Source organism: Pseudomonas kulmbachensis (assembly GCF_963681935.1).
Taxonomy (GTDB): domain Bacteria; phylum Pseudomonadota; class Gammaproteobacteria; order Pseudomonadales; family Pseudomonadaceae; genus Aquipseudomonas; species Aquipseudomonas kulmbachensis.
Map to the genome: position 1 here is coordinate 2034668 of NZ_OY817088.1, position 22313 is coordinate 2056980.

Sequence of the window (22313 nt, forward strand, 5' to 3'; positions counted from 1 at the left end):
TTGGTGCTAGTCTGGTGAGCAAACAAGGCCATGAAATCCATCGTGGCCCATGTTCTTCACGGTCTCGATACCATGCCTGCAAGCACTCAGACAAACCCCGCTACCATCGATCCCAGCTGCGCAACACCGCGGTTCTGGCGGGATGCGCAGCTGCCTTTTATCGAAGCGCGCTCAATCGCCGATGGCCGCAAAGTCTGTTATGCCCGGCACTCTCACGAGATTTTTTCCATCGGGGCGATCACCTCCGGTTGCTGCAACTACCTGCATGAAAAAACCTGTCACAGCATCAGCGCAGGCACGGTGGTGTTGATGAACCCTGGCGATGTTCACGCCTGCAATCCGCTCGACGATCAGCCTTGGTCATACGTGATGCTGTATGTCGATGCGCAGTGGTTGGCAGGTATTGAGCAAGGTTTTGCTGAGGAGGCCAGCGAGGTGTTTCAGCCCGTCGCGGCCACCCATACGCAATCTGCTGCATTGTTCAATGGCCTGACCGGTCTTTACGCGCAACTGGTCGACCCGCATCGGGACGTTCTGGCCAAGCATGAAGCGGCGGTCCTGTTTTTCTCGTCGATGCAGCAGGAGCTGGGCCGCTCTGTTGCATTGCGCAAGCCCGCCAATGTGCGGGTCGAGCGCGCCGCCGAATACATCGACGAGCATTTTTTGCGCACGATCCGGTTGCAGGACATCTGTGCTGCGGCCAGCCTGTCAGAGGCCTATCTGATTCGTGCTTTCGAGCAGCGTTACCATATGACGCCCCACGCCTACCTGATCAACCGACGGATTCAACACGCGCAAACGCAGTTGCGCGAAGGTGCGTTGATTGCCGACATCGCGCAGCAGACCGGCTTTGCCGACCAGGCGCATTTCCAGCGGGTATTTAAAAAGCACCTTGCGGCCACGCCTGGTCAGTACAAGACTTAAAACCACAGTAACGACACCGCACAGCCCGCCAACATGGCCGCCATGCAGCGGTTGAACAGGCGGATGCGCTTTGCGCTGTGCAGGTAACGGCTCAGGAACGCTCCGGTGTAGGCCCAGCAGGCCACGGACAGGTAACAGACCACAAAATAGATCAGCGCGAACGACCAGATCAGGGTGGCCTCGCCCCCGGAAACGAAGGCGCCCATCCCCGCGACAGCCGCCAACCAAGCCTTGGGATTGAGCCATTGCATTGCCGCACCATTGATGAAAGAGGGTTGCTGCGTGCCACCTTCAAAGTCAATTCGACCGTTATCCAGCGCCAGCTTCCAAGCCAGATAAAGCAGAAATGCCATCCCGGCCCAGCGAATCAGATCGGTCAGTATCGGCCACTGTTTAAGCACTTCATGCAGACCGAAGCCGGTAAACAGCAACAACACCACAAAACCGACCGTTGCCCCCAAAACATGGCGCAGGCTGGGGCCCAGGCCAAATTGCATGCCGGAACTCAGGGCCACGACATTAACCGGCCCCGGTGAGATAGATGCAGCCAGGGCGAACGCCGCCATCGAAATCAACACGCTCATCGTTACTGTGCTCCGCTTTATGGTTGTGTCTCGAGGTTATTGGGCGCGCACCTTGGCGTATTGAACAAAACTCCCCTTTGATGATGTGGTTGGGTCCAGCCCGATCAATGACCTTGCGTACGTGAAAATTAAGATGTATTTTTTCATGAAATTAAATTATATAAATTTCATGGCGGCCCGGGATGAACAAGCAAGAAGAGATCGCTGCGTTGGCGATCCTTATCCACGACCTGCGCAAGCACAAGAAATACACGCTTAAGGAACTGGCCGACAAAATCGGTCGTTCGGTGGGTTTTCTGTCGCAGGTCGAACGCGGCTTGTCACAGCCAACGGTGGCCGACCTGACCGCGATCAGCGAAACCCTGGGCGTACCGACCACCTACTTCTACAGCCTGCCCAAGCCCAAGCAACTGCCTTGGGTGACCCGCCCGGATGAGCGTCGCACGCTGTACCTGGGCAACGGAATTACCGACATTCTGGTCTCGCCGAAAATCCGCGCTTCGTTCTCCATGCTCGAAAGCCTGCTCGAAGCGGGTGCCAGCAGCGGGGAACGGCACATGACGGACAGCTCGGAGCAGGGCGGTTATGTGATCGAAGGCCAACTGACCCTGTGGCTGGGTGATGACGATGAGCCCGCCACCTTGAACGCCGGTGACAGCTTTCAGTTTGACAGCCACACCCGCTGTCGTTACGCCAACCTGACATCACAGCTCACGCGAGTTCTGTGGGTCTACACCTGATAACAATAAAGGAAGTTTCGAGATGGATGCTGCGTGCTCTGATCTGCTGGCCGAAGTGCGTGCCTTTCGCCAACGTAACCCCGAGGTACGTTATGTCGACCTGATTTGCTTGGATATCCCGGGGCATTTTTACGGCAAGCGTTACCCCATCGACATGCTGGAAAAAGTGGCCGCGGGCAGTGTGCTCAAGTTGCCGCAAAACTGCGTGTTATTGGGCGTACAGGGCGGGCTGTTCAAAATTGGTGATTACTGCTTTAACGACGGTGACCCGGATGCCGTGCGGCGTTTGGTGGCGGGTACGCTCAAACCAGTGACGTGGGAAAGCAAACCGCTGGGCCAGATGCTGATTACCTCGGACGGCACCGAAAAGCCGATTGTTTTCGAACCCCGCGAAGTACTTGCCCAAGTACTTGCCCGGTTGGCTCGCAAGGGTATTCACCCGGTGGTGGCGTTCGAACTGGAGTTTTACTTGTTCGACAAGCAACTGCGCGATGGCTTGCCGCAGTTCCCCCGTGATCATTTAAGTGACGATGCCGACGACCAGCCCAATATGCATATCGAGCGGTTGTCGCGCTTCGCTCCTGTGCTCGATGAAATGGTCGACGCGGCGCAGGCCCAGGGGATCGATGCGACCGTGATTACGGCCGAACTTGGCCCGGGCCAGTTCGAAATCAATTTTGGCCATCTCGCTGATGGTTTGCGTGCAGCGGACTGGGCGGCTCTGTTCTGTCGCAGCACCCGCGGGGTTGCCCTCAAGCACGGCTATCGCGCCAGCTTTATGGCCAAGCCTTACCTGCAGCATCCGGGTAGTGGCATGCATGTACACGTCAGTCTGTACGACACTGAGGGCAACAACCTGTTGGCCGCCAGGCAGCAGCAACCGCTGCGTCACGCCATCGCGGGGTGTCTGGAACTCCTGCCCGCGAGCATGCCGGTTTTTGCCCCGAACCAGAACGCATTCCGGCGTCTGGGTGGCACGACCAATATCGCCAACCAGGCAAGTTGGGGCTATGAAGACCGGGATGCCTGTTTACGGATTCCTGAGTCGGACGCCAAAAACCTGCGGGTCGAGTATCGCCTGGCAGGCGCCGATGCCAATCCGTATCTGGTATTGGCAGCGATTCTGGTCGGGTTGGAGCATGGTCTTGAAGCAGGTAAAGAACCGATCCTGCCACTCAATGAAGACCGCAACAGCGGTATTCCTTTCCCGCTGGAAATGCTTGAAGCAGTGCGGACCATGCAGCATCAACCGCACCTGCGTGAAGGCTTGGGTGCCGAATTTGTAGACGTTTACTGTGAGAACAAACGCCAGGACCACCTGGCCTTTATGCAAGAAATCAGTGCTCGGGAATACCGCTGGTTTTTGTAAAAGTCATCCCGCAAAGCAGTTTTTTGGGCTCGCGCAATGATCGCGTCCGACAGCAGATTTTCAGGCGATACCTGCTATACCTACAGATCAAATAAGGAATTGGTTAATCAGGGCGATGAGAAATCAGACTGTCAGATCTGCGTCAGCGGCCTTGCCGCTGTTGTTATTCATGCAGGTGGCGCATGGGGCTGAGCCGCCAGTAACAAGCAGTACCAGCGATTCGGATTGGCTATTGTTGGCGAGCCCATTTGTGTGGGCTCCGTCAATGAGCGGGCAGGCGGCGCTGGGCGGGGTCAATACCAAAGTCGATGTCCCGTTCTCGGAAGTCTTGAATAATCTGAGTTCCGTGTTTATGGGCAATCTGGAGCTGACCAATCGCACGCTGGGTTTTTATGTTGATGGGGTGTACGCGAAAACCGACCAGTCAGAAAGAGTGTATGGGCGCAAGGTAGGGCTGGCGATCACCCAGACCACCCTTGCCGCTGGCGTGTATTACCGTGTCTATGAGTATGAGCTGGGGGGCGCCACGATTTTTGGCGAACCGCGCACCTGGCGCGTCGAGCCCACGGTCGGTGTGCGCTGGACCAAGCTGTCGACCAAGCTGGAGGTCAACTCTGTTGGTTTCAGCACCAAGAAAGAAACCGAGTGGACAGACCCGTTCGTGGGCTTGCGCATGCAGGCTGACCTGACCGATCGCTGGACGCTCTCTGGTGAAGCCGATACCGGCGGGATGGATACGGCTTCCAAGAAGACCTGGAACGCCCAGACTTATCTGGGCTACCGGATGTACTTGGCGGATCACCCCACGATCATTCGTGTCGGCTATCGAGTGCTGGCGCAGAACTACCAGACCACCGACTTTACCGGCAACAAGTTCAAATATGACGTGACCCAGCGCGGACCGGTGCTTGGCCTGTCCATGCGCTTCTGATCTGCAGAGGAGACAAGGGAATGCAACTGCTCAAACACACCCGACATCTGGCGTTGGCACTGACCGGCTTTATGCTTGCGTTGCCTGCTGCCAATGCCTGCACCCGCCTGGTTTATCTGGGTGACAACGACACGGTGATCACCGCGCGGTCCATGGACTGGAAAACTGACGTGGCAACCAATTTATGGATCTTCCCCCAGGGCATGCAGCGTACTGGTGAAGTGGGGCCAGGGTCGGTCAAGTGGACGTCAAAATACGGCAGTGTAATTGCCACCGGCTATGACATTTCAACCACCGACGGGGTCAACGAAGCCGGGTTGTCCGCCAACCTGTTATGGCTGGTGGAGTCCGAATATCCACCGGTCAATAAAGACAAACCCGGGCTGAGCATTGCAGCCTGGGCGCAGTATGTTCTGGATAACTTCAGCAGCGTTGCCGAGGCGGTCGCGGTACTCAAGACCGAGCCCTTTACGGTAGTAACCGCCCAGGTACCGGGGGAAAGTCGCCTGGCGACGTTGCACCTGTCGATGTCTGATGCTTCAGGCGACAGTGCCATCATCGAATTTATTGATGGCAAGCAGGTTATTCACCATGATCGCAGCTATCAGGTCATGACCAACTCACCCGCATTTGATGCGCAGTTGGCGATGAATGCGTATTGGCAATCCATTGGCGGCACGGTGATGCTGCCCGGAACCAATCGCTCGGCAGATCGATTTGCCCGTGCGTCTTTCTATGTCAATGCCGTGCCAAAAAACCAGGACGCACGTTTGTCGCTGGCCAGTGTATTCAGCGTGATTCGCAACGTCTCGGTGCCGTACGGCATCACCACTCCCGGCGAGCCGAACATATCTTCGACCCGCTGGCGCTCGGTGATCGATCACAAGCAGGGGCTGTACTTCTTCGAGTCGGCGATCACCCCCAACACGTTTTGGGTGGACTTGAACAAGATCGATTTTTCAAAGGGCACAGGCACCGTTAAAAAGCTGGACCTGGGCCCGGACCAAAGCACGATTTATTCCGGCGAGGTCTCAAGCCGCTTTCAGGTCACCCCTGCGTTCAAGTTTGAAGGTGCGTAATATTTGTAGCCGCTGACGAGGTACGAGGCCGCGATCGGCTGCGCAGCAGTCGTAAAAACAGGCTCTTCGCTTTGCCAGCTAAACCCGCTACAGAGGATTTGCGATCGCTTCGCAATCGATCGCAGCCTCGTACCTCGGCAGCGACTACAAGTGCTGTGTAATTAAAACGTCTGCTCCTTGCCGCCGATCAGTGATCCAGCGGGTTGCGGCTGTGCGTACCGTTGACCAAGCGCTGGATACCAAGCGGGTTGGCGTCTTTCAGCGCATCTGGCAGCAGGCTGTCGGGATAGTTCTGGTAGCACACTGGGCGCAGGAAGCGGTCGATGGCCAGTGTTCCCACCGAGGTGCCACGGGCATCGGACGTCGCCGGATACGGCCCGCCATGTACCATCGCGTCACACACCTCGACACCAGTTGGGTAGCCGTTGAGCAACAGGCGGCCGGCCTTGCGCTCAAGTACCGGGACCACCTCGGCGAACGCTTGCAAGTCTGCGGGCTCGGCAATCATTGTCGCAGTCAGTTGACCATGCAGGCTCTGCAGTGCCAGGAGCAACTGCGCCTGATCCGCGACTTCGACCACGAGGGTCGTAGGCCCGAACACTTCTTCCTGTAACACTTCAGCGCCACCGATCAGCAGGCTGGCATCGGCCTGGAACAATTGCGGGCTGGCCTGCTTGCCTTGTTGCGGCGCGCCTGCCAGATGGTGAATACCCTCGATGCTCGCCAGGCGCTCGATGCCTTTGCTGTAACTGACCAGTCCCCCGGCATTGAGCAGCGTTTGCGGTGCTTGGTCGCTGAAAAAGTCGCCGAGTGCTGCGACAAAGGCGCTGAACTCAGGAGAACGGATACCCAGCACCAGACCAGGGCTGGTGCAGAACTGCCCGGCCCCCAGCATCACTGAACTGCCCAATTCCCGGGCAATCTGCTCGCCGCGTACAAGCAGTGCCTGGGGTAATACCAGTACCGGGTTGATGCTCGACATCTCGGCAAACACCGGGATTGGCTGCGGCCTTGCAGCGGCCATGTCACACAGGGCACGGCCTCCCGATAAGGAACCGGTAAAACCGACCGCTTGAATCGCCGGATGCTTGACCAGCGTAGCGCCCACGCCCGCGCCGTAGATCATATTGAACACACCAGCAGGCATGCTGGTGCGCTCGGCGGCGCGCACTATGGCGAGGGCTACCCGCTCAGCCGTTGCCATATGCCCGCTGTGAGCCTTGAATACCACTGGGCAACCGGCGGCGAGTGCCGAGGCGGTATCGCCGCCAGCGGTGGAAAACGCCAGAGGAAAGTTACTGGCACCAAACACGGCTACCGGCCCCACGCCGATACGGCACTGACGCAAATCCGCTCGTGGCAGTGGCTGGCGATCGGGCAGCGCCTGATCGATGCGTGCACCGTAAAAATCACCGCGACGCAGTACGTTGGCAAACAGGCGCATTTGCCCGCTGGTGCGTCCGCGTTCACCCTGGATACGAGCAGGTGGCAAGGCGGTTTCACGACAGACGATGGCAACGAAGTCGTCACCCAGCGCGTCGATTTCTTCGGCGATGGCTTCCAGGAATTCAGCCCGTCGAACGGCTGGTAAGTTGCGAAAGGCAGGGAAGGCGGTGTTGGCGGCGCTGACCGCAGCATTAACTTCGGCTTCGGTGGCCTGGATAAAATGGTAGGGCAGCGCCTCGCCGGTACTGGCATCCACGCTTTGCAGCTGAACGGTTCCGGCACCGCTGCGCTGGCCGCCAATAAAGTTGTGGCCGGTGATGTGGGTCATATGAATTTCCTTTTAGATAAAGTGCCTGTAATCGCTGGCGAGCGAGATTGCGTAGCAGCAGCCTCGTTCCTGCAGCAGCGGCCACATTGGTTTCAAGGGCTACAAAAAGTCAGGTGATCGCCCCGATCTGCCACGGCACGAACTCGTTCTGGCCGTACCCGTGCTGTTCACTTTTACTGCGCTCGCCAGACGCGATCCGCAGCATCATGCGGTAGATGTATTCGCCGCGTTCTTCGATGGTCGTGCCGCCATCGGCAATCGCGCCGCAGTTGACGTCCATGTCTTCTTCCTGGGTTTTCCACAGGTACGTATTGGTCGCCAGCTTGATCGAGGGCGAGGGCGCGCAGCCATAGGCCGACCCTCGGCCCGTGGTGAAGGCGATCAGATTGGCACCACCGGCAACTTGCCCGGTGGCTGAAACCGGGTCATACCCCGGCGTATCCATAAACACCAAACCATGGGCGCGGACCGTTTCGGCATATTCATAAACCTCGACCAAATCGCTGGAACCCGCCTTGGCCACCGCCCCGAGGGATTTTTCCAGGATGGTGGTCAAGCCTCCGGCCTTGTTGCCCGCCGACGGGTTGTTGTTCAGCTCTGCGTTCATGCGTTTGCAATAGTCCTCCCACCAGTGGATGCGCTTGATCAGCTTCTCGCCGACTTCGCGGCTCACCGCGCGGCGTGTCAGCAAGTGCTCGGCGCCATAGATCTCCGGAGTTTCCGACAAAATCGCGGTGCCGCCCGCAGCCACCAGTCGATCAACTGCGTTGCCCAGCGCCGGGTTGGCGGTGATACCCGAGTAACCGTCCGAGCCGCCGCACTGCAGGCCGATAATCAAGTGTTCAGCGCTGACGGGCTGGCGTTGCACGCGGTTGGCTTCGGCCAGCAGAGATTTGATCTGGGTGATACCGCTGGCGATGGTTTTTGATGTGCCGCCAGTGCCCTGAATGGTGAAGGTGCGCAGTAACTCGCCTGCCTCCAGTCCTTGCGCGGTCAGCAAGTCAGCAATCTGATTGGTTTCGCAGCCCAGGCCGATCATCAGCACACACGCAAAGTTGGGATGCATGGCATAACCGCCCAGGGTGCGGCGCAACATCGCCAAGGCCTCACCGTTCGGGTCAACCGCACAGCCAAAGCTGTGGGTCAGCGCTACAACGCCATCGACATTGGGGTAGTCAATCAGGGCCTGGGGGTTGATGTCGCGGCGAAAATGATCGGCGATGGCCTTGGCCACGGTGGCGGAGCAATTCACTGAAGTCAGGATGCCCACATAGTTGCGGGTAGCGACCCGGCCATCTGGGCGCACGATGCCCATAAAGGTGTCATGGGTCTGCTGAGCGCGACCGCGTGAGTCCACGCCAAAGGCGTAGTCGCGAGTAAAATCACCCATTGCCAGGTTGTGCACATGCACATGTTCACCGGCTCTGATCGATTGGCTGGCGAAGCCAATGATCTGGCCATAGCGGCGCAGCGGCTGGCCGATTTCCACGTCGTGGGTCGCGATCTTGTGCCCGGCCGGGATTGCATCCAGCGCCACCAGCGCGTCGGCTTGCAGCATCAGGCCTTGGGGTATGGGCTGGCGGGCGATCAGTACATCGTCCAGCGGGTTGAGTCGGATCACGGCATTGGCAACGTTTTCGCTGCCTGTTGTAGTTATGAGTTGCACCGCAGTTATCTCAATGGCGAGCCTTCAAGACCCTTCTGGCGCCCACTGTAGTTTTTGTCGGGAGGCCTGCCCAATGACGAATGTTGATTGGGCGATAACCGTGGGGTATTCCTCAGGTTCGCGCTGCGTCCCAAGCGCTCATCACCTGAGTGACCGCTGCATCCAGTACGGCATGGGGCACGCCATCCCGGGCGAGCGGGGTCAGCCCCAGCAAAAAGCACTCAAATACGGCGGCCAACGTCGTGGGGTCGGTCTGCTCAGAGAGTTCACCCGCCGCTATGCCGCGCTCGACGCAGGCAATAAACGCGGCCCGGCTGCGCACTCGGGCTTCCACCAGCGGGGCACAAATGGCCAGGGTCTGGGCAGAGCTGGCACTCATCAACCCCAACGTCACCAGGCAACCTCGTGGATGACCCGGTTCGCATTGCATTTTGGCTGACCCGCGCAATGTCAGTTCGATAGCCTGACGCGGTGGCAGCCGGGTGTCGAACAAACTCTCGGTGGCCTTGCCGTGGCTATTGAGATAGCGCTCCATCACTTCCTTGAATAAAGCCTCCTTGGAGCCGAAAGCCGCATAGAAGCTGGGTGCGCTAATGCCTGAGCCAATATTGGCCTTGAGCTGGCTCAGCGAGGTTGAATCATAGCCTTGCTCCCAAAACAGGTGCATGGCCTGTGTGATTGCCGCATCCCGGTCGAAAGTACGCGGGCGTCCCATTTGTGCCATTTCAGTCTCCTGCGTTACGAGACATAAATACTAGTCGATACAAAAGTCGTTGACCAATATTTCCCGTCACTCTACATTTGTACCTATCGATACATAACTACACAAGGCAGGGCCCCATGGCGCCAGAGCAAAACACCACTGAACGATTACCCATGGGCGCGCTGCTGGCGCTGGCCATGACCGGTTTTATCTGCATCGTCACCGAGACCTTGCCCGCTGGCCTGTTACCGCAAATCAGCCAAGGGCTTGACGTGTCTTCGGCACTGGCAGGGCAAATGGTCACGGTCTATGCGCTGGGTTCTCTCCTGGCGGCCATTCCGCTGACCATCGCAACCCAGGGCTGGCGGCGGCGCAATGTGTTGCTGCTGACGATTGTCGGTTTTCTGTTGTTCAACTCGATTACCGCGTGGTCTTCGGACTATGGCGCGACCCTGATTGCACGGTTTTTTGCCGGTGCTTCGGCCGGTTTGGCCTGGAGCCTGCTGGCAGGTTATGCACGGCGCATGGTTGCACCGCATTTGCAGGGTCGAGCCATGGCAGTCGCGATGGTGGGCACTCCGATTGCACTGTCGCTCGGGGTGCCGCTGGGCACCTGGCTGGGGGCGCTGGTGGGTTGGCGTACGGCATTTGGTTTGATGTCGGCATTGACCTTGGTGCTGATGGTCTGGGTCGTGGTCAAGGTGCCCGATTATCCGGGGCAGGCGGCCTCTGAGCGTATTGGCTTGCGCCAGGTGCTGCTGACGCCGGGAGTGCGTTCTGTGCTCGCGGTGGTGCTGACCTGGATGCTGGCGCACAACATGCTTTACACCTACATCGCGCCTTTTGTGGCATCAGCGGGGTTGGGCAATAAGGTCGATATCGTGTTGTTGGTGTTCGGGCTGGCAGCACTGGTGGGGATCTGGCTAACCGGACGGCTGGTGGATCGGCATCTGCGCAACTCCGTTTTGGCGAGCCTGGCGACATTTGCCGCGATCTCGCTGCTGTTCGGTTTTTTCTCCCGGTCGGTTGCTGTTGTCTACGCCGGTATTTTTGTTTGGGGGCTGTCCTTCGGCGGCGCCGCGACACTGTTGCAGACAGCCTTGGCCGATGCTGCCGGGGAGGGCGCTGATGTTGCGCTGTCGATGAATGTGGTGGTCTGGAACAGCGCCATTGCCGCCGGGGCATTAACCGGCGGGGTACTGCTCGATCAAGTAGGGGTTGGCGTTTTCCCCTGGGTGTTGCTGGTACTGTTGCTGGTCGGGCTATGGATCGTGTTCAGCGCCCGTACCCACGGTTTTCCCCATGGGCACAGACAAGCAGGTGCAGCGGTTGTCGGGCATTGACTGCCTATAGCTGGCGCTGTGGGCTCAACTGATCTGCCCGCCGCTTTCCAGCACATCGTGTTCGGTATTCAGTGCCGTGATCACGGCGATGCGCAGCCCTTCAATCACAGTGCCCAGTGCCATGGACGGCCCGCCACACAGCGCCGCCTGTTGCGGCAGTGGCGGGACGTGAATAAAACCACCGCGGACTGCGGACCCGGCCAAAGCATGCTGCAGGTAATAGAACACCTGATTGCAGACAAAGGTCCCAGCGGTGTGTGACACCGAAGCGGGAATGCCGGCAGCTTTTATCGCGCGCACCATGGCCTTGATCGGCAAGGTACTGAAATAAGCCGCAGGGCCCTGGGCCACGACAGGGGTGTCGATCGGCTGGTCGCCTAGGTTGTCGGGGATGCGGGCGTCGTTGAGGTTGATGGCTACCCGCTCGATGCACATGTCTGTGCGGCCGGGGCCCAGCCCGACCGCGATCACCAGCTCTGGCTCGAACTCCTCCAGTAGCTGCGACAGCCGTTCCGGTGCCTGGGCAAACACACACGGCAACTGGCGGGCGACGATCCGCACATCGCCCTGAAAGGTGCCGTCCAGAGGGCGCACGGCCTCCCAGGACGGGTTCACGGTGTCTTGGTCGAACGGTTCGAAACCGGTCAGCAGCACAGTACGCATATTGACCTCACATCATGACGTAAAGAAGCACGATATTGACCACCAGCATGATCAGTGCCGTGGGCATTTGGGCCTTGATCACGGCGTATTTGTCCGGCAGCTCCAGCAAGGCAACGGGCACGATGTTGAAGTTGGCCGCCATCGGCGTCATCAGCGTGCCGCAGTAGCCGGAGAACATGCCGATTGCCGCCATGACCGCCGGGTTTGCATCGTAGATCCCCACCAGTACCGGTACGCCGACCCCGCCGGTCATCACCGGGAAGGCGGCAAAGCCGTTACCCATGATCACGGTAAACAGAGCCATGCCCAGCACATAGACCATCACTGCGACCAGGCGATAGTCCATGTTGATGTACGCGGTGGTGATGTGAGCCACGGCGGCGCCGACCCCGGCGTCGTTGAACAGCAGGCCAAGCATCGCCAGCATTTGCGGCAACACCATGGTCCAGCCCAGCGCTTCGGTCAGGCGGCGTGACTCGCGTAACCCTTGCAACGGTGTGTCGCGGGTCAGGATGCACGCCAGCACCAGGGCTACCATGCAGCCGATCCCCAGAGACACAAACGTGGTGTTCTTTGGGTCGAGCAGCGGTACGCCACCGATCTGGGTGTTCTTCAGCAGGATGGAGCCGATCACCGTCACCAGCGGAATCGACAGCGCCGGGATAAACAGCTTGTGGCCCAGGCGGCCAGCACTGGCCCGGGCAGCCTTGATATGCAACTCGGCGTGGGCGCCACGGCCAACACCGCCGATGCCCGCGATACCGGCCATGACCAGCACACCAACACCGACCACAAACGGCGACAGACGATCACCAATCAGAAACACCAGGGCGAACAGCGCCCAGAACAAGCCGCTGGTCCAGCGTTTCGGGTGGGTGCGGTCGCTCACAATCATGCCCGCGGTGATCAGCAACAGAACGCCAGCCAACCAGTAGAAATACTCAATGGAAATAATCATCGTGCCAGCTCCTGGGCTGCGTCAGCTTGTTCCTGGGCGACTTCGGCCATGCTGCGAGACAGCATCAGGTCGAAGCGATACAGGCGCAGTGCATGCACGATAAAGGCGCAAATGGCAGTCGGAATGCCCCAGAAGGCGATATGCAGCGGCTCGACATCAAGCCCGGAACCGAGCAGGAAGGTGTGCATCAAGGCGATTGCACCAAAGGCCACAAACACGTCTTCACCAAAGAACAGACCGATGTTGTCGGTGGCCGCGCACATGGCCAGGACTTTCTGGCGGACCGGGGCAGGCAGTTTGCCGTACTTGTTTTCGGCAGCTCCCTCGGCCATCGGTGCCAGCAGCGGGCGGACCATTTGCGGGTGACCGCCCAGGCTGGTCAGCCCCACTGCGGCGGTGGTCTCGCGCACAAACAGATACATGATCAGCAGGCGCCCGACGGTGGCGCGTTGAAAGCCGGCGATCCAGTTTTGTGCGTGCAGGCGCAGACCGTGGCGTTCCAGCAGGCCGATTACGGCCAAGGGCAATAGCAGAATTAATTGCAGGGCGCGGGTTTGCAGAAAACCTTCACCCATTTCGCTGATGATTTTTTCCAGCGGGAAGTTGGCTGCAAGGCCGGTGACGATGGCTGCCGCGCTGACCACCAGTAGCGGATTGAAGCGCAGTACAAAGCCAATGATGATGACGAACACGCCAATCAGGGGCCATAGATTTACGACGGTTTGCATGAGGGGGAAATCCCTTAGCTGATTGCCGCAGCACCAGGGCAGGCTGGTGTGAGCAAGTCGAAAGCGGTCAGGCACACTTTCGAAAAATCGGTACGCTGCCGGACTCAGCGTGTTTTTTTATTTTTGACGACCTATGGGTGTCATTGCTCGATATGTTTGGTGGCTTTAGGTTGTGCGTCCAGTCAATAAAAGTTGTCACCGCTGAACAAAAAAGTTTTATCAATCACCGACTTAAGCCGACTGGCCGGAGGCTGCGGCAAGGGTTTACAGTGATCACCTGGTTTTGATTGGCTGAGGCGTCCTGCACATGAATATGCGATTTCTTCTTACATTCGTCTGGGTGGCGCGTCTTGGCAGCTTTCGACTGACCGCCGAAAAGCTATCAAGCACCCAAGCGGCTATTTCGAGTCGCATTTCAGTCCTCGAAACCGAGCTTGGCGTGCAATTGTTCCAGCGCGATTCACGCGGGGTGAACCTGACCCGTGAAGGCCATCAAGTGCTGGGCTACGCCGAGGAGATGCTCGCTACTCAGCAGCGTTTGCTGCAGTCACTGGGGCAGGCGGACAGATTTTCCGGGCGTTTGCGCATCGGGGTAATGGACACCGTCATTCACAGTTGGCTGGGCGATCTAATCAGTGCGCTGAGCCGCGACTATCCTCAGGTCGAAGTCGAACTGACGGCCGATACCGCGCTTAATCTCAATGAACAATTGCTTAAAGGTCAGCTGGATTTGATCTTCCAGACAGATTTGTTGCGCGCCGAAGGCGTGCGCAATGTGCAACTGGCCAGTTACCCCCTGAGCTGGATCGTCGCCAGGGACGCGGCACTGGACCGTCGCTACGAGAGCCTGGCAGACCTTTGCCAGGAGCGGCTGCTGACTTTCTCACGGCTATCCCGGCCGCACCAGGACATGCTCAATTTCTTGCACCAGCAGGGCATTGCCACGCCGCGCATCAGTTGCATCAACTCAGTGGCGGCCATCATCAAGCTGGTGGCCGACGGGTTCGGCATCGGCGCCTTGCCGCCTGTGCTGGTCAGCCGTGAACTGCAGAGCGGGGCGATGATCGCCGTACCGATCGAAACTGCACCGGGTTTTGCCGTGTATGCCAGTTGGCGCGCAGGGGCAGGGCTTGAGTTGAACGAAGCAGTGGTCAGCCTGAGCCAGTGCGTGGTCGCCGAGTACCAGCGCAATGTTGTGCCTGAGCACTTTGTGCTTCCGGGTAACTGATCCGTATTTTTTCGCGTTATCTGCGACTGTTATGTGTGCAGTTTGCGGTGCAAAATTCCCGTCAACCTTTCGAGACAGACGAGGACGTGAGTACACAGCAGCGCTCGCGAGTGGTCGGCTGATGTTCTGCGCCTGTTTTATTACGAACGTTTGATGGGGAAAATTGATGAACAAGATGGCTTGGTTTTTGGGCGGCTTTTTGGTGCTGACCATCGGCATCGGTATTTTGGCGACGATTCCGCCGGGTTAATGCGCAGCCTTTGCCAGCGCCAGTGGGCAAACCAGTTTTGCCCGCTCGGCCAGGACACTTCTAAGTTGCTGCATCTGTGCGATGCGCTGATCAAGAATCTGTAGTTTTTGGGCAAAAATCTCTGCCAGCAGCGCCACGGGTTCTTCTGTGGCAGTCCACAACATTGGCAGGTTTTCGCCGATCTCGGCCAACGAAAAACCCAACTGTTGCGCCATTTTGATGTACCCGACCAATTGCACCGTTTCAGGTGTGTAGCAGCGATAGCCGTTGGCGCTGCGGGTTGAGCCAATCAATCCTTTCTCCTCGTAAAAGCGCAAGGCATCCGGGCTGGTTCCGGTCAATCCGGCGATCTGGCCAATCTTCATGGTGTTCCCTCACGAGTGTTGACTCTGGACTTAGGTCCAGGGTTTAGCCTGGCGTTTTCGATAGTGAGGTAATGCAATGATCGACTCAAGAACGAACCTGAAAATTGTCCGTGCCAGTGCCTGGTATGACTTGATTGTTACTTCTGCGCTAATGACGCCCTGGACGGCGGCGCTGCTGCTGAGTGTGCTCGCAGGCTGGTCTGCGCAACTAGGGCTTGAGCGAGTGTTTCCAGCCTTGGATGCTACGCAAATGATGCTGGCTAACTTGCTGGGTAGTGTCGTAGTGGTGTGGTCGTTATGGCGGGTACGTCATGCCAGCCAGCGGGTCGGCCGGTACGATGCATTGGCCAGAGTGTTTTTTGCGGTGTGGCAGGTGTATGCGGTGAGCCAGGGGGCCAGTTACCTGATTCTGCTGGTTACGGCGATGGAGATCGTGTTCGGTATTGCACAGTTGTTGCCTGTGCGGGCCCCACACCAACCCGACATCCTGTAGCCGCTGCCGCAGGTTGCGATGGGCGGTATAGCGGTCCCGCTCTCAAGATTACAAGAGAAGGTCCTGCGGCCCTTATCGCAGCCTGCGGCAGCGGCTACCAGCTTTCAATGCAGCGCCTGCTCTATATCCGCCAGCAAATCGGCAATGTCCTCAAGCCCCACAGCCAATCGCACCAGACCCTCGCTGATGCCGTGCCGTGCGCGTTCCTCCAGGGTGTAGGTGGAGTGGGTCATGCTCGCCGGGTGTTGTGCCAGTGACTCGGCGCCTCCCAGGCTCACCGCACGACTGAACAGTTGCAGGGCATTCATAAAGCGCTGGCCTGCAGCCAGACCGCCTTTGAGTTCAAAGGCAATCATGCCTCCCGGCAGCTTCATCTGCCTGGAGGCCAGTTCGTATTGTGGGAAGGAGGGAAGACCGGGGTAGGCAACCCATTCTACTGCGGGATGATCCTGCAACATTTGCGCGATGACCTGGGCGCTGCTGCAATGGCGATCCATGCGCAATGCCAGGGTCTTGATGCCGCGCATCAACAGGTGGGCATCCTGCGGCGAAAGCACTGCACCGGTCAGATCCTTCAGGCCTTGCAGGCGAATCCGGTCTGCCAGGATTTGGCGGGTGACCACCATGCCGGCGGTGATATCGCTATGCCCGCTCAGGTACTTGGTGGCCGAATGCACCACCACATCGGCGCCCATTTCCAGAGGGCGTTGTAAATACGGGGTGCAGTAGGTGTTATCGATCACCACGATTATGTCGCTGTGCTTGTGGGCAATGTCTGAGACGGCTGCGATGTCCACCAATTGCATGTTTGGATTGGCCGGTGTTTCGAAGTAGATCATCCGCGTTGCCGGGCTGATAGCGGCTTGCAGTTCGGTCAGGTTGGACATGTCCACGTGCTTGACCACAACCCCGAACTCACCGATGCCGTGATGCAACAGGGCGAAGGTGCAGCCATACAATGTGCGGCTGACGATGATTTCGTCGCCGGGTCTGAGCAGGGTCCAGAAGGTCGCGGCAATCGCACCCATGCCGGAACTGAAGGCTACACCTGCTTCGCCGTTTTCCAGCGCCGCCATACGACTTTCCAACAGCGCCAGGGTCGGGTTGGAGATGCGGGTATAGAAATGCCCGCTCTGTTCCCCGGCAAAACAGGCTGCGCCGTACTCGACCGATGCAAAGGCAAAGGTAGAAGTCAGGTAAATGGGCGGTATCAGTGCACCGTGGTTCTCCAGTGCGTTGTAACCGTAATGTATTGCGCGGGTAGAAAAGCCGAAGTTGTTATGTTTATCGTTCATGCTGAACTCTCCGATATTTCCTACAATGCTATGCTTTAAATAGACGTGAAAAATTCCAAATTTGCCTGTAAATACTAAGTGTATTAGAACAAAACCAAGTCACAGCGTTTTTTAGAGGCACATTATGCCAACTGCTCTGGATCGAACTGATAAAGCCCTTCTCGCTGCACTGCAAGGTAATGCCCGACTCACCGTCGCTGAGTTGGCCGAGAGCGTTTCACTGACGACCTCACCGTGTTGGCGGCGGGTAAAAATACTGGAAGAGAGCGGGATTATTACGGGCTATCAGGCTGTTCTTTCGCCCAAGGAGTTGGGCTACGGAGTCACGGCTTTTGTCAGTGTGATGATGGAGTCGCACTCTCAGGAAGTGGCCAGGAAATTTGAGCAGCGCTTATTGGAAATCCCTGAAATCATTGCCTGTCACAACGTTTCGGGGCGTTATGATTTTTTGTTGGAAGTAGTGGCCAAAGATCTGGAGTCCTTCGGCGAATTTGCCCGAGAGGTCCTGCAAGTCTTGCCTGCGGTCAAGGAGATTTATTCGAGTTTTTCGTATAAATCGGTCAAGCCGCGGCGAGTGGTTCCCGTCATCGGTTGAGGGCGGCTATGCACTGTCAAGTTGTGAAGTATGCGAACTTTATATCCGCCATGTTATAGGGCTGTAAGAGTGTTCTGTTAAAGATGTAGTCCTGGTCTTTTAGTAGTTATTTGGCAGGCGGTAAAGGTTTTAAATGGTTCACTTTTAATTTCGTTTATTAAGAGTAAATAACCATGTTGACCCGTAAAATCATGTTGCAGCTTTTTCCAAAAAGCGCTGCGTTTGTCGATGTGTATATGCCTTTTGTGCAGGCAATGACCCGCCAGCGGCTGATCAATACTCCCAAGCGCATGGCCGCTTTTTTAGCTCAGGTCGGGCATGAAAGTGCAGGTTTTAGTGTTCTTGTCGAAAGCCTCAATTACAGCGCTGACGGCCTGGCCGCGACGTGGGGTTCACGTTTTGCGCAGAAAAACTCGGCCGGCCAATACCTCACAGTGATGGACGGGGGGCGAGCACGGCGCCTGCCCAATGGTGACGCGCAGAAGCTGCATCGCAGGCCTGAAGCAATCGCCAACCGGGTTTACAGTGACCGCCTGGGCAATGGCTCCGAGGCTTCGGGAGATGGCTGGCGGTATCGTGGCAGAGGGCTGATCCAGGTAACCGGTAAAAGCAACTATCAACAATGCAGTCTTGGACTGTTCGGCGATGAACGATTACTGGACGCCCCACAACAATTGCAGGAGTGGCACTGGGCAGTTGAATCGGCAGGCTGGTATTGGAACTCGCGCAATGTAAATGCTCTGGCAGACGGCGACGACTTTGAGCGCGTTACAAAAGCAATTAACGGCGGCCTTAATGGCCAGCCGCATCGATTGGCTCTTTACCGGCAGGCCCTGGACTTGTTACAGGCGGCCTGACAGATTTTATTTCAGTCAGCCAGACAGTGTTATCAGTCCATAATGCCCACCGATTTGCCCCTAGCCATTTTGGAGTCATGGATCAGTGATGTTTGAGATAAAGCCGATGAGCCCCGAAATTTACCGTCAGCAAACCCGTCGCAGTACGTTTTATATCGCGTTGACGTTTGTGGTACTGGCCCTGCTGGTGTCCGGGCTGGCGGTCATGATGCTGGGGGTCGCTGGTGGCGATAACTTCAGCTTGAATCTGGCGGGGGTCATTGTCGCCTTGATCGCGACCCTGCTGCTGGTACGTTACCGGTTTTGGTCACAGCCCTGGATGGCGCCTGCGGTTTACGGCTGGCAACTCAAGCGCAGCCTGATGAAGGTCACCAATGTCATGCATCACGTGACAGCGGGGGTAATGGCGGGGGATGTTGCGGCAATGAAGCTGCTGCGTTTTTATCATTTGGGTGTGACCCAGATGTACCAGCTGGACGCCAACACCAGTGCATTAAGCCAGATGCTGCGAGAAATCGATTTGCACAAGGCGCGTCTTGAAGCGCTGGGTATTGAAACAGAACAGACCCGGCTTGATCCTGCCTGGATTGATGCCGTAAAGCAGTTTGCTCCGCTGAAGTAAGGCCGCGATGGGCAGGCCAGGCGAGGCGCGTGATGACATTCCGCGTTTCGCTTGGCAAGCCCTTTTGGATGGGGTTTAGCTTACGACTCGATAGCACGGCACATAGGCTGCGCCGCCTGGAAGCTTCATGCGGTTTTGTTCAACGAATGCTTGCAGCAGTTTGTCCAGAGGCTTCATCACAGCCGCGTCGCCATGAATCTCGTAAGGCCCATGCTGCTCGATCAGGTGGATGCCTTTCTCTTTCACGTTCCCCGACACAATCCCGGAAAAAGCCTGGCGCAAATTGATTGCCAATTCGTGCGCGGGCATGTCGCGCCGCAGTTGCAGGCTCGCCATGTTGGCGTGGGTCGGGTCGAAGGGGCGTTGAAAGCCTTCGTCGATTTTCAATAGCCAGTTGAAGTGGAATGCGTCATTGCGCTCGCGACGGAACTGCTTCACCGCCTTGAGCCCTGCGGTCATGTGGCGGGCCACTTCGGCCGGGTTGTCGATGATGATCTGATAGTGCTGTTGCGCTTCCTCACCGAGGGTAGCGCCTACAAACTCATGCAATTGCTGCAGGTAGGGCTCGGCCTCTTTGGGACCGGTCAACACAACCGGGAATGGCACATCCTTGTTTTCCGGGTGCATCAGAATGCCCAGCAGGTACAGGAATTCTTCGGCTGTACCGGCACCGCCAGGAAAGATGATCACGCCGTGGCCAACCCGGACAAAGGCTTCAAGGCGCTTTTCGATGTCCGGCAGGATCACCAGCTCGTTGACGATAGGGTTCGGTGCCTCGGCAGCGATGATGCCTGGCTCGGTGAGGCCCAAATAACGGCCGCCGGTCAGGCGCTGTTTGGCGTGGGAAATGGTGGCGCCTTTCATCGGGCCTTTCATCACGCCAGGACCGCAGCCCGTACAGATATCAAGGCTACGCAGGCCCAGTTCGTGGCCGACTTTTTTGGTGTACTTGTACTCTTCGGTGTTGATCGAGTGACCACCCCAGCACACCACGATTTTTGGCTCGACGCCGGGGCGGAGCGTGCGGGCATTGCGCAGCAGGTGAAACACGTAGTCGGTGATGCCCTGAGAGCTGCTCAGGTCGATACGGGGGCTGTCCAGGCCGCTCTGGGTGTAGACGATGTCGCGCAGGGCGCTGAACAACATCTCACGGGTACTGGCGATCATTTCGCCATCGACAAATGCATCGGCTGGAGCGTTGAGCAGTTCAAGACGCACGCCGCGGTCTTGCTGATGAATCCGGACTTCGAAATCCTGATAGGCCTCAAGGATGGTTTTAGCGTTATCGACATGAGCGCCGGTGTTCAAAATAGCCAGTACGCACTGGCGAAACAGCGTGTAGCTGGTGCCTGAGCCAACTTCGCTCAGCTGTTGCACTTCACGTTGGGAGAGTGTTTCCAGACTGCCCTTGGGGCTTACGGAGGCGTTGATGACTTGTCTTTGGACCATTACGGGCTTCCTTGAGCGGGGTCGAAAATTGCTTGGCACAGCCATTGAGTTCATGTCAGCAGTGCAGATTTGCCGAGCGAGGCGTCCCAACTCTCGCGTCTTTAGATTCATCTGCTTTAAGCATAGTAGCCTTCGGGCATGGATTTAGAAGTGCCTGAGGCTCTATCCCGCTACAGTAGCAGCAGTGCGCAGTGCAAAATACGCAGCACCTCTACAAGTCTCTGAAACAGAAAAAGGACAGGTTGATGATTATCACCACCACACACAGCATTGATGGCCGAAAAATCACTGACTACCTAGGGGTTGTCAGCGCCGAGTCGGTACACGGAATTAACGTGGTGCGAGACTTTTTTACCGGTGTGCGCGATTTTTTTGGTGGCCGCTCTCAGACACTGGAACGAGCGCTGAAGGAAGCGCGAGCAGAGGTCACGGATGAAATTCGTGACAGGGCCAGAGCCATGGGGGCAGATGCAATTGTGGGGCTGGATTTTGAAATCAGTATGCCGTCAGGTCGTGGCGGGATGTTGGTGGTTTTTGCCACTGGTACTGCAGTGCGTTTGAACTGAGGGATGAGGATTCGACCGCGTTAACGCGGTCGAAGGGGCTGGTGCCGGCTTAAACCGTTTTGGCCAAAGGCACGCCAGCGGTGGTTTTGGACAGTGCGTCCTGCAGCTTTTGCTCTTGTTCCGGCGACAGGGAGGTACGCAATACCTTGCCCTTGAAGTCTGAATCTTCGAGTTCTTTCAGAACTTTCTCAGGCTGGAACTTGCGCAGCAATACGAACAGGGCGGAGGAGTCGTTGGGGATCGTTTCGCTCAACGACTTGATGAAATCGTCATCAATCCCGTAATCGCTCAACGAACCCGAAAGCGCGCCAGTACCGGCGCCCAGTGCGCCACCGATGGCAAAGCCTGCCAGAGGGTTAAGAAACAACAGCCCGACCAGTGCGCCCCACAAGCCGCCAGTTACCAGGCCAGAAGTAGCCCCAATAGCGGTCAGGTTTACGCTTTGTTTGATATGGATCTTGCCTTCGGCATTGCGTACGACAATGACCGCATCTTCCAGCTCTACCAGGTGCTCTTTACTCAGCGAAACCATTTTAGTGAGGGCGCGATCAGCTTTTTCGGTGTCTGAAAATCCCACTACGATTAAATCGGACATGTCTTTCATTCCTTGATGGTACAGGTTCAGCTCGCTGACGGGCTGAATTGAGGAGGAGTCTCTCAAGACGTCACAATACAAACGCCTTGGCGCGCAGCGGTTCAGGTACTTTGAGCCTTCTGCGAGGAATGAGCGTGGTCGCTAACCTTGAAACGGTCAAGCCAACAAGACATATCGTTTAACAAAGAGACAGGGGCAGCAAGGGGGAGATGCTGGGGGGGAGCAGGTTTTGAGTGTTTTGAGGAGGGCTGGCTGAGCAGCCCTGACACTCAAGCCTAGGGCTGATACCTCACAGGCTTACGGCTGATCGTTTTTTTCCGGTGCATTCAATCCGGCCTGGATACGTTGGTAAATCTCTTCACGGTGAACGGCAACATCCTTCGGCGCATTGATGCCGATTCTGACCTGTTGGCCGCTGACACCTAAAATAGTGATCGTAATATCGTCACCGATGTTTATGCTTTCACCAACTTTACGGGTGAGTATCAGCATTTTTTTCTCCTTGATGGCTTTGTAAGGCACGTCTCTGAGACGGT

At 57.3% G+C, this 22313-nt stretch carries 24 protein-coding genes; 12 read left to right on the top strand and 12 right to left on the bottom strand.

The window, feature by feature from the left end:
• Nucleotides 1-72 precede the first annotated feature (72 nt).
• Entirely contained in the window at nucleotides 73-924 is an 852-nt protein-coding gene (locus U5A05_RS09290; protein WP_321836496.1) for an AraC family transcriptional regulator, read from the top strand.
• Here U5A05_RS09290 and U5A05_RS09295 read toward each other — a convergent pair.
• On the bottom strand, nucleotides 921-1508 hold the full coding sequence (locus U5A05_RS09295) for a LysE family translocator (protein ID WP_261742407.1): 588 nt from the start codon (nucleotides 1506-1508) through the stop codon (nucleotides 921-923). The genes U5A05_RS09290 and U5A05_RS09295 overlap by 4 nt on opposite strands.
• 182 nt (nucleotides 1509-1690) lie before the next feature.
• On the opposite strand from U5A05_RS09295, the gene U5A05_RS09300 reads away from it, so the two are divergent.
• The 4 genes from U5A05_RS09300 (at nucleotide 1691) to U5A05_RS09315 (ending at nucleotide 5627) form a co-directional block, all read left to right on the top strand.
• The gene (locus tag U5A05_RS09300; RefSeq protein WP_261741819.1) at nucleotides 1691-2248 is read left to right on the top strand and encodes a helix-turn-helix domain-containing protein; all 558 of its coding nucleotides are present in this window, start codon (nucleotides 1691-1693) and stop codon (nucleotides 2246-2248) included.
• A gap of 22 nt (nucleotides 2249-2270) precedes the next feature.
• On the top strand, nucleotides 2271-3617 hold the full coding sequence (locus U5A05_RS09305) for a glutamine synthetase family protein (RefSeq protein WP_321836181.1): 1347 nt from the start codon (nucleotides 2271-2273) through the stop codon (nucleotides 3615-3617).
• Nucleotides 3618-3867: 250 nt separating this feature from the next.
• Nucleotides 3868-4548, top strand: coding sequence for a hypothetical protein (locus U5A05_RS09310; RefSeq protein WP_261741821.1), 681 nt, complete (start codon nucleotides 3868-3870; stop codon nucleotides 4546-4548).
• Between the two features lie 20 nt (nucleotides 4549-4568).
• Complete coding sequence (locus U5A05_RS09315) at nucleotides 4569-5627, top strand: linear amide C-N hydrolase (protein ID WP_261741822.1); 1059 nt, start codon at nucleotides 4569-4571, stop codon at nucleotides 5625-5627.
• Nucleotides 5628-5814: 187 nt separating this feature from the next.
• On the opposite strand, the gene U5A05_RS09320 is transcribed toward U5A05_RS09315, so the two are convergent.
• The 3 genes from U5A05_RS09320 to U5A05_RS09330 all read right to left on the bottom strand — a co-directional run bounded on the left by U5A05_RS09320 (nucleotide 5815) and on the right by U5A05_RS09330 (nucleotide 9791).
• Entirely contained in the window at nucleotides 5815-7401 is a 1587-nt protein-coding gene (locus U5A05_RS09320; protein WP_261741823.1) for an aldehyde dehydrogenase (NADP(+)), read from the bottom strand.
• 109 nt (nucleotides 7402-7510) lie between these two features.
• Nucleotides 7511-9067 (bottom strand): UxaA family hydrolase, encoded by a 1557-nt coding sequence (locus U5A05_RS09325; RefSeq protein ID WP_321836182.1) that lies wholly within the window; start codon nucleotides 9065-9067, stop codon nucleotides 7511-7513.
• A gap of 112 nt (nucleotides 9068-9179) precedes the next feature.
• Nucleotides 9180-9791, bottom strand: coding sequence for a TetR/AcrR family transcriptional regulator (locus tag U5A05_RS09330; protein WP_261741825.1), 612 nt, complete (start codon nucleotides 9789-9791; stop codon nucleotides 9180-9182).
• 116 nt (nucleotides 9792-9907) lie between these two features.
• Between U5A05_RS09330 and U5A05_RS09335 the strand changes: the two genes are divergently transcribed.
• On the top strand, nucleotides 9908-11113 hold the full coding sequence (locus U5A05_RS09335; protein ID WP_321836183.1) for an MFS transporter: 1206 nt from the start codon (nucleotides 9908-9910) through the stop codon (nucleotides 11111-11113).
• Between the two features lie 24 nt (nucleotides 11114-11137).
• Here the strand turns inward: U5A05_RS09335 and pcp are convergent, their stop codons facing one another.
• The 3 genes from pcp to U5A05_RS09350 are packed head-to-tail and all read right to left on the bottom strand — an operon-like array spanning nucleotide 11138 to nucleotide 13462.
• The gene (gene pcp, locus U5A05_RS09340; protein ID WP_321836184.1) at nucleotides 11138-11776 is read right to left on the bottom strand and encodes a pyroglutamyl-peptidase I; all 639 of its coding nucleotides are present in this window, start codon (nucleotides 11774-11776) and stop codon (nucleotides 11138-11140) included.
• A 7-nt stretch (nucleotides 11777-11783) separates the two neighbouring features.
• Nucleotides 11784-12734: a DUF979 domain-containing protein gene (locus U5A05_RS09345; RefSeq protein ID WP_261741828.1), complete on the bottom strand. Its 951-nt coding sequence runs from the start codon at nucleotides 12732-12734 to the stop codon at nucleotides 11784-11786.
• Nucleotides 12731-13462, bottom strand: a complete 732-nt coding sequence (locus U5A05_RS09350; protein ID WP_261741829.1) for a DUF969 domain-containing protein — start codon at nucleotides 13460-13462, stop codon at nucleotides 12731-12733. The genes U5A05_RS09345 and U5A05_RS09350 overlap by 4 nt, the downstream gene beginning before the upstream one ends.
• Before the next feature lie 307 nt (nucleotides 13463-13769).
• On the opposite strand from U5A05_RS09350, the gene U5A05_RS09355 reads away from it, so the two are divergent.
• Nucleotides 13770-14690: a LysR family transcriptional regulator gene (locus U5A05_RS09355; RefSeq protein WP_261741830.1), complete on the top strand. Its 921-nt coding sequence runs from the start codon at nucleotides 13770-13772 to the stop codon at nucleotides 14688-14690.
• Nucleotides 14691-14936: 246 nt separating this feature from the next.
• Here the strand turns inward: U5A05_RS09355 and U5A05_RS09360 are convergent, their stop codons facing one another.
• Nucleotides 14937-15305 carry a MerR family transcriptional regulator gene (locus U5A05_RS09360; RefSeq protein WP_261741831.1) on the bottom strand — a complete coding sequence of 123 codons (369 nt, stop codon included), beginning with the start codon at nucleotides 15303-15305 and terminating at the stop codon, nucleotides 14937-14939.
• 76 nt (nucleotides 15306-15381) lie between these two features.
• Here U5A05_RS09360 and U5A05_RS09365 point away from each other — a divergent pair, with 76 nt between their 5' ends.
• Nucleotides 15382-15798, top strand: coding sequence for a hypothetical protein (locus U5A05_RS09365; RefSeq protein ID WP_321836185.1), 417 nt, complete (start codon nucleotides 15382-15384; stop codon nucleotides 15796-15798).
• 104 nt (nucleotides 15799-15902) lie between these two features.
• Here the strand turns inward: U5A05_RS09365 and U5A05_RS09370 are convergent, their stop codons facing one another.
• The gene (locus U5A05_RS09370) at nucleotides 15903-17093 is read right to left on the bottom strand and encodes a methionine gamma-lyase (RefSeq protein ID WP_321836186.1); all 1191 of its coding nucleotides are present in this window, start codon (nucleotides 17091-17093) and stop codon (nucleotides 15903-15905) included.
• Between the two features lie 124 nt (nucleotides 17094-17217).
• Between U5A05_RS09370 and U5A05_RS09375 the strand changes: the two genes are divergently transcribed.
• The 3 genes from U5A05_RS09375 to U5A05_RS09385 all read left to right on the top strand — a co-directional run bounded on the left by U5A05_RS09375 (nucleotide 17218) and on the right by U5A05_RS09385 (nucleotide 19167).
• On the top strand, nucleotides 17218-17688 hold the full coding sequence (locus U5A05_RS09375; RefSeq protein WP_321836187.1) for an Lrp/AsnC family transcriptional regulator: 471 nt from the start codon (nucleotides 17218-17220) through the stop codon (nucleotides 17686-17688).
• Nucleotides 17689-17861: 173 nt separating this feature from the next.
• Nucleotides 17862-18545, top strand: coding sequence for a glycoside hydrolase family 19 protein (locus tag U5A05_RS09380; protein WP_321836188.1), 684 nt, complete (start codon nucleotides 17862-17864; stop codon nucleotides 18543-18545).
• Nucleotides 18546-18633: 88 nt separating this feature from the next.
• Nucleotides 18634-19167 (top strand): DUF3087 domain-containing protein, encoded by a 534-nt coding sequence (locus U5A05_RS09385; protein ID WP_261741836.1) that lies wholly within the window; start codon nucleotides 18634-18636, stop codon nucleotides 19165-19167.
• Between the two features lie 75 nt (nucleotides 19168-19242).
• Here the strand turns inward: U5A05_RS09385 and ppnN are convergent, their stop codons facing one another.
• The gene (ppnN, locus tag U5A05_RS09390) at nucleotides 19243-20616 is read right to left on the bottom strand and encodes a nucleotide 5'-monophosphate nucleosidase PpnN (protein WP_261741837.1); all 1374 of its coding nucleotides are present in this window, start codon (nucleotides 20614-20616) and stop codon (nucleotides 19243-19245) included.
• A gap of 245 nt (nucleotides 20617-20861) precedes the next feature.
• On the opposite strand from ppnN, the gene U5A05_RS09395 reads away from it, so the two are divergent.
• Nucleotides 20862-21182 carry a YbjQ family protein gene (locus tag U5A05_RS09395; protein ID WP_261742408.1) on the top strand — a complete coding sequence of 107 codons (321 nt, stop codon included), beginning with the start codon at nucleotides 20862-20864 and terminating at the stop codon, nucleotides 21180-21182.
• Between the two features lie 49 nt (nucleotides 21183-21231).
• On the opposite strand, the gene U5A05_RS09400 is transcribed toward U5A05_RS09395, so the two are convergent.
• Nucleotides 21232-21777 (bottom strand): DUF1269 domain-containing protein, encoded by a 546-nt coding sequence (locus U5A05_RS09400; RefSeq protein WP_016780418.1) that lies wholly within the window; start codon nucleotides 21775-21777, stop codon nucleotides 21232-21234.
• 297 nt (nucleotides 21778-22074) lie between these two features.
• Nucleotides 22075-22269 (bottom strand): carbon storage regulator CsrA, encoded by a 195-nt coding sequence (csrA, locus tag U5A05_RS09405; protein ID WP_019828915.1) that lies wholly within the window; start codon nucleotides 22267-22269, stop codon nucleotides 22075-22077.
• Nucleotides 22270-22313: the final 44 nt, after the last annotated feature.

What these genes read in the sequence shown, in the direction of transcription:
- U5A05_RS09365 (WP_321836185.1), top strand. Translation starts at nt 15,382, where the DNA reads ATGATCGACTCAAGAACGAACCTGAAAATTGTCCGTGCCAGTGCCTGG.
- U5A05_RS09320 (WP_261741823.1), bottom strand. Translation starts at nt 7,401, where the DNA reads ATGACCCACATCACCGGCCACAACTTTATTGGCGGCCAGCGCAGCGGT.
- U5A05_RS09345 (WP_261741828.1), bottom strand. Translation starts at nt 12,734, where the DNA reads ATGATTATTTCCATTGAGTATTTCTACTGGTTGGCTGGCGTTCTGTTG.
- U5A05_RS09360 (WP_261741831.1), bottom strand. Translation starts at nt 15,305, where the DNA reads ATGAAGATTGGCCAGATCGCCGGATTGACCGGAACCAGCCCGGATGCC.
- U5A05_RS09330 (WP_261741825.1), bottom strand. Translation starts at nt 9,791, where the DNA reads ATGGCACAAATGGGACGCCCGCGTACTTTCGACCGGGATGCGGCAATC.
- U5A05_RS09295 (WP_261742407.1), bottom strand. Translation starts at nt 1,508, where the DNA reads ATGAGCGTGTTGATTTCGATGGCGGCGTTCGCCCTGGCTGCATCTATC.
- U5A05_RS09375 (WP_321836187.1), top strand. Translation starts at nt 17,218, where the DNA reads ATGCCAACTGCTCTGGATCGAACTGATAAAGCCCTTCTCGCTGCACTG.
- U5A05_RS09370 (WP_321836186.1), bottom strand. Translation starts at nt 17,093, where the DNA reads ATGAACGATAAACATAACAACTTCGGCTTTTCTACCCGCGCAATACAT.
- U5A05_RS09350 (WP_261741829.1), bottom strand. Translation starts at nt 13,462, where the DNA reads ATGCAAACCGTCGTAAATCTATGGCCCCTGATTGGCGTGTTCGTCATC.
- U5A05_RS09290 (WP_321836496.1), top strand. Translation starts at nt 73, where the DNA reads ATGCCTGCAAGCACTCAGACAAACCCCGCTACCATCGATCCCAGCTGC.
- U5A05_RS09355 (WP_261741830.1), top strand. Translation starts at nt 13,770, where the DNA reads ATGAATATGCGATTTCTTCTTACATTCGTCTGGGTGGCGCGTCTTGGC.
- pcp (WP_321836184.1), bottom strand. Translation starts at nt 11,776, where the DNA reads ATGCGTACTGTGCTGCTGACCGGTTTCGAACCGTTCGACCAAGACACC.
- ppnN (WP_261741837.1), bottom strand. Translation starts at nt 20,616, where the DNA reads ATGGTCCAAAGACAAGTCATCAACGCCTCCGTAAGCCCCAAGGGCAGT.
- U5A05_RS09305 (WP_321836181.1), top strand. Translation starts at nt 2,271, where the DNA reads ATGGATGCTGCGTGCTCTGATCTGCTGGCCGAAGTGCGTGCCTTTCGC.
- U5A05_RS09315 (WP_261741822.1), top strand. Translation starts at nt 4,569, where the DNA reads ATGCAACTGCTCAAACACACCCGACATCTGGCGTTGGCACTGACCGGC.
- U5A05_RS09380 (WP_321836188.1), top strand. Translation starts at nt 17,862, where the DNA reads ATGTTGACCCGTAAAATCATGTTGCAGCTTTTTCCAAAAAGCGCTGCG.
- U5A05_RS09385 (WP_261741836.1), top strand. Translation starts at nt 18,634, where the DNA reads ATGTTTGAGATAAAGCCGATGAGCCCCGAAATTTACCGTCAGCAAACC.
- csrA (WP_019828915.1), bottom strand. Translation starts at nt 22,269, where the DNA reads ATGCTGATACTCACCCGTAAAGTTGGTGAAAGCATAAACATCGGTGAC.
- U5A05_RS09395 (WP_261742408.1), top strand. Translation starts at nt 20,862, where the DNA reads ATGATTATCACCACCACACACAGCATTGATGGCCGAAAAATCACTGAC.
- U5A05_RS09335 (WP_321836183.1), top strand. Translation starts at nt 9,908, where the DNA reads ATGGCGCCAGAGCAAAACACCACTGAACGATTACCCATGGGCGCGCTG.
- U5A05_RS09400 (WP_016780418.1), bottom strand. Translation starts at nt 21,777, where the DNA reads ATGTCCGATTTAATCGTAGTGGGATTTTCAGACACCGAAAAAGCTGAT.
- U5A05_RS09300 (WP_261741819.1), top strand. Translation starts at nt 1,691, where the DNA reads ATGAACAAGCAAGAAGAGATCGCTGCGTTGGCGATCCTTATCCACGAC.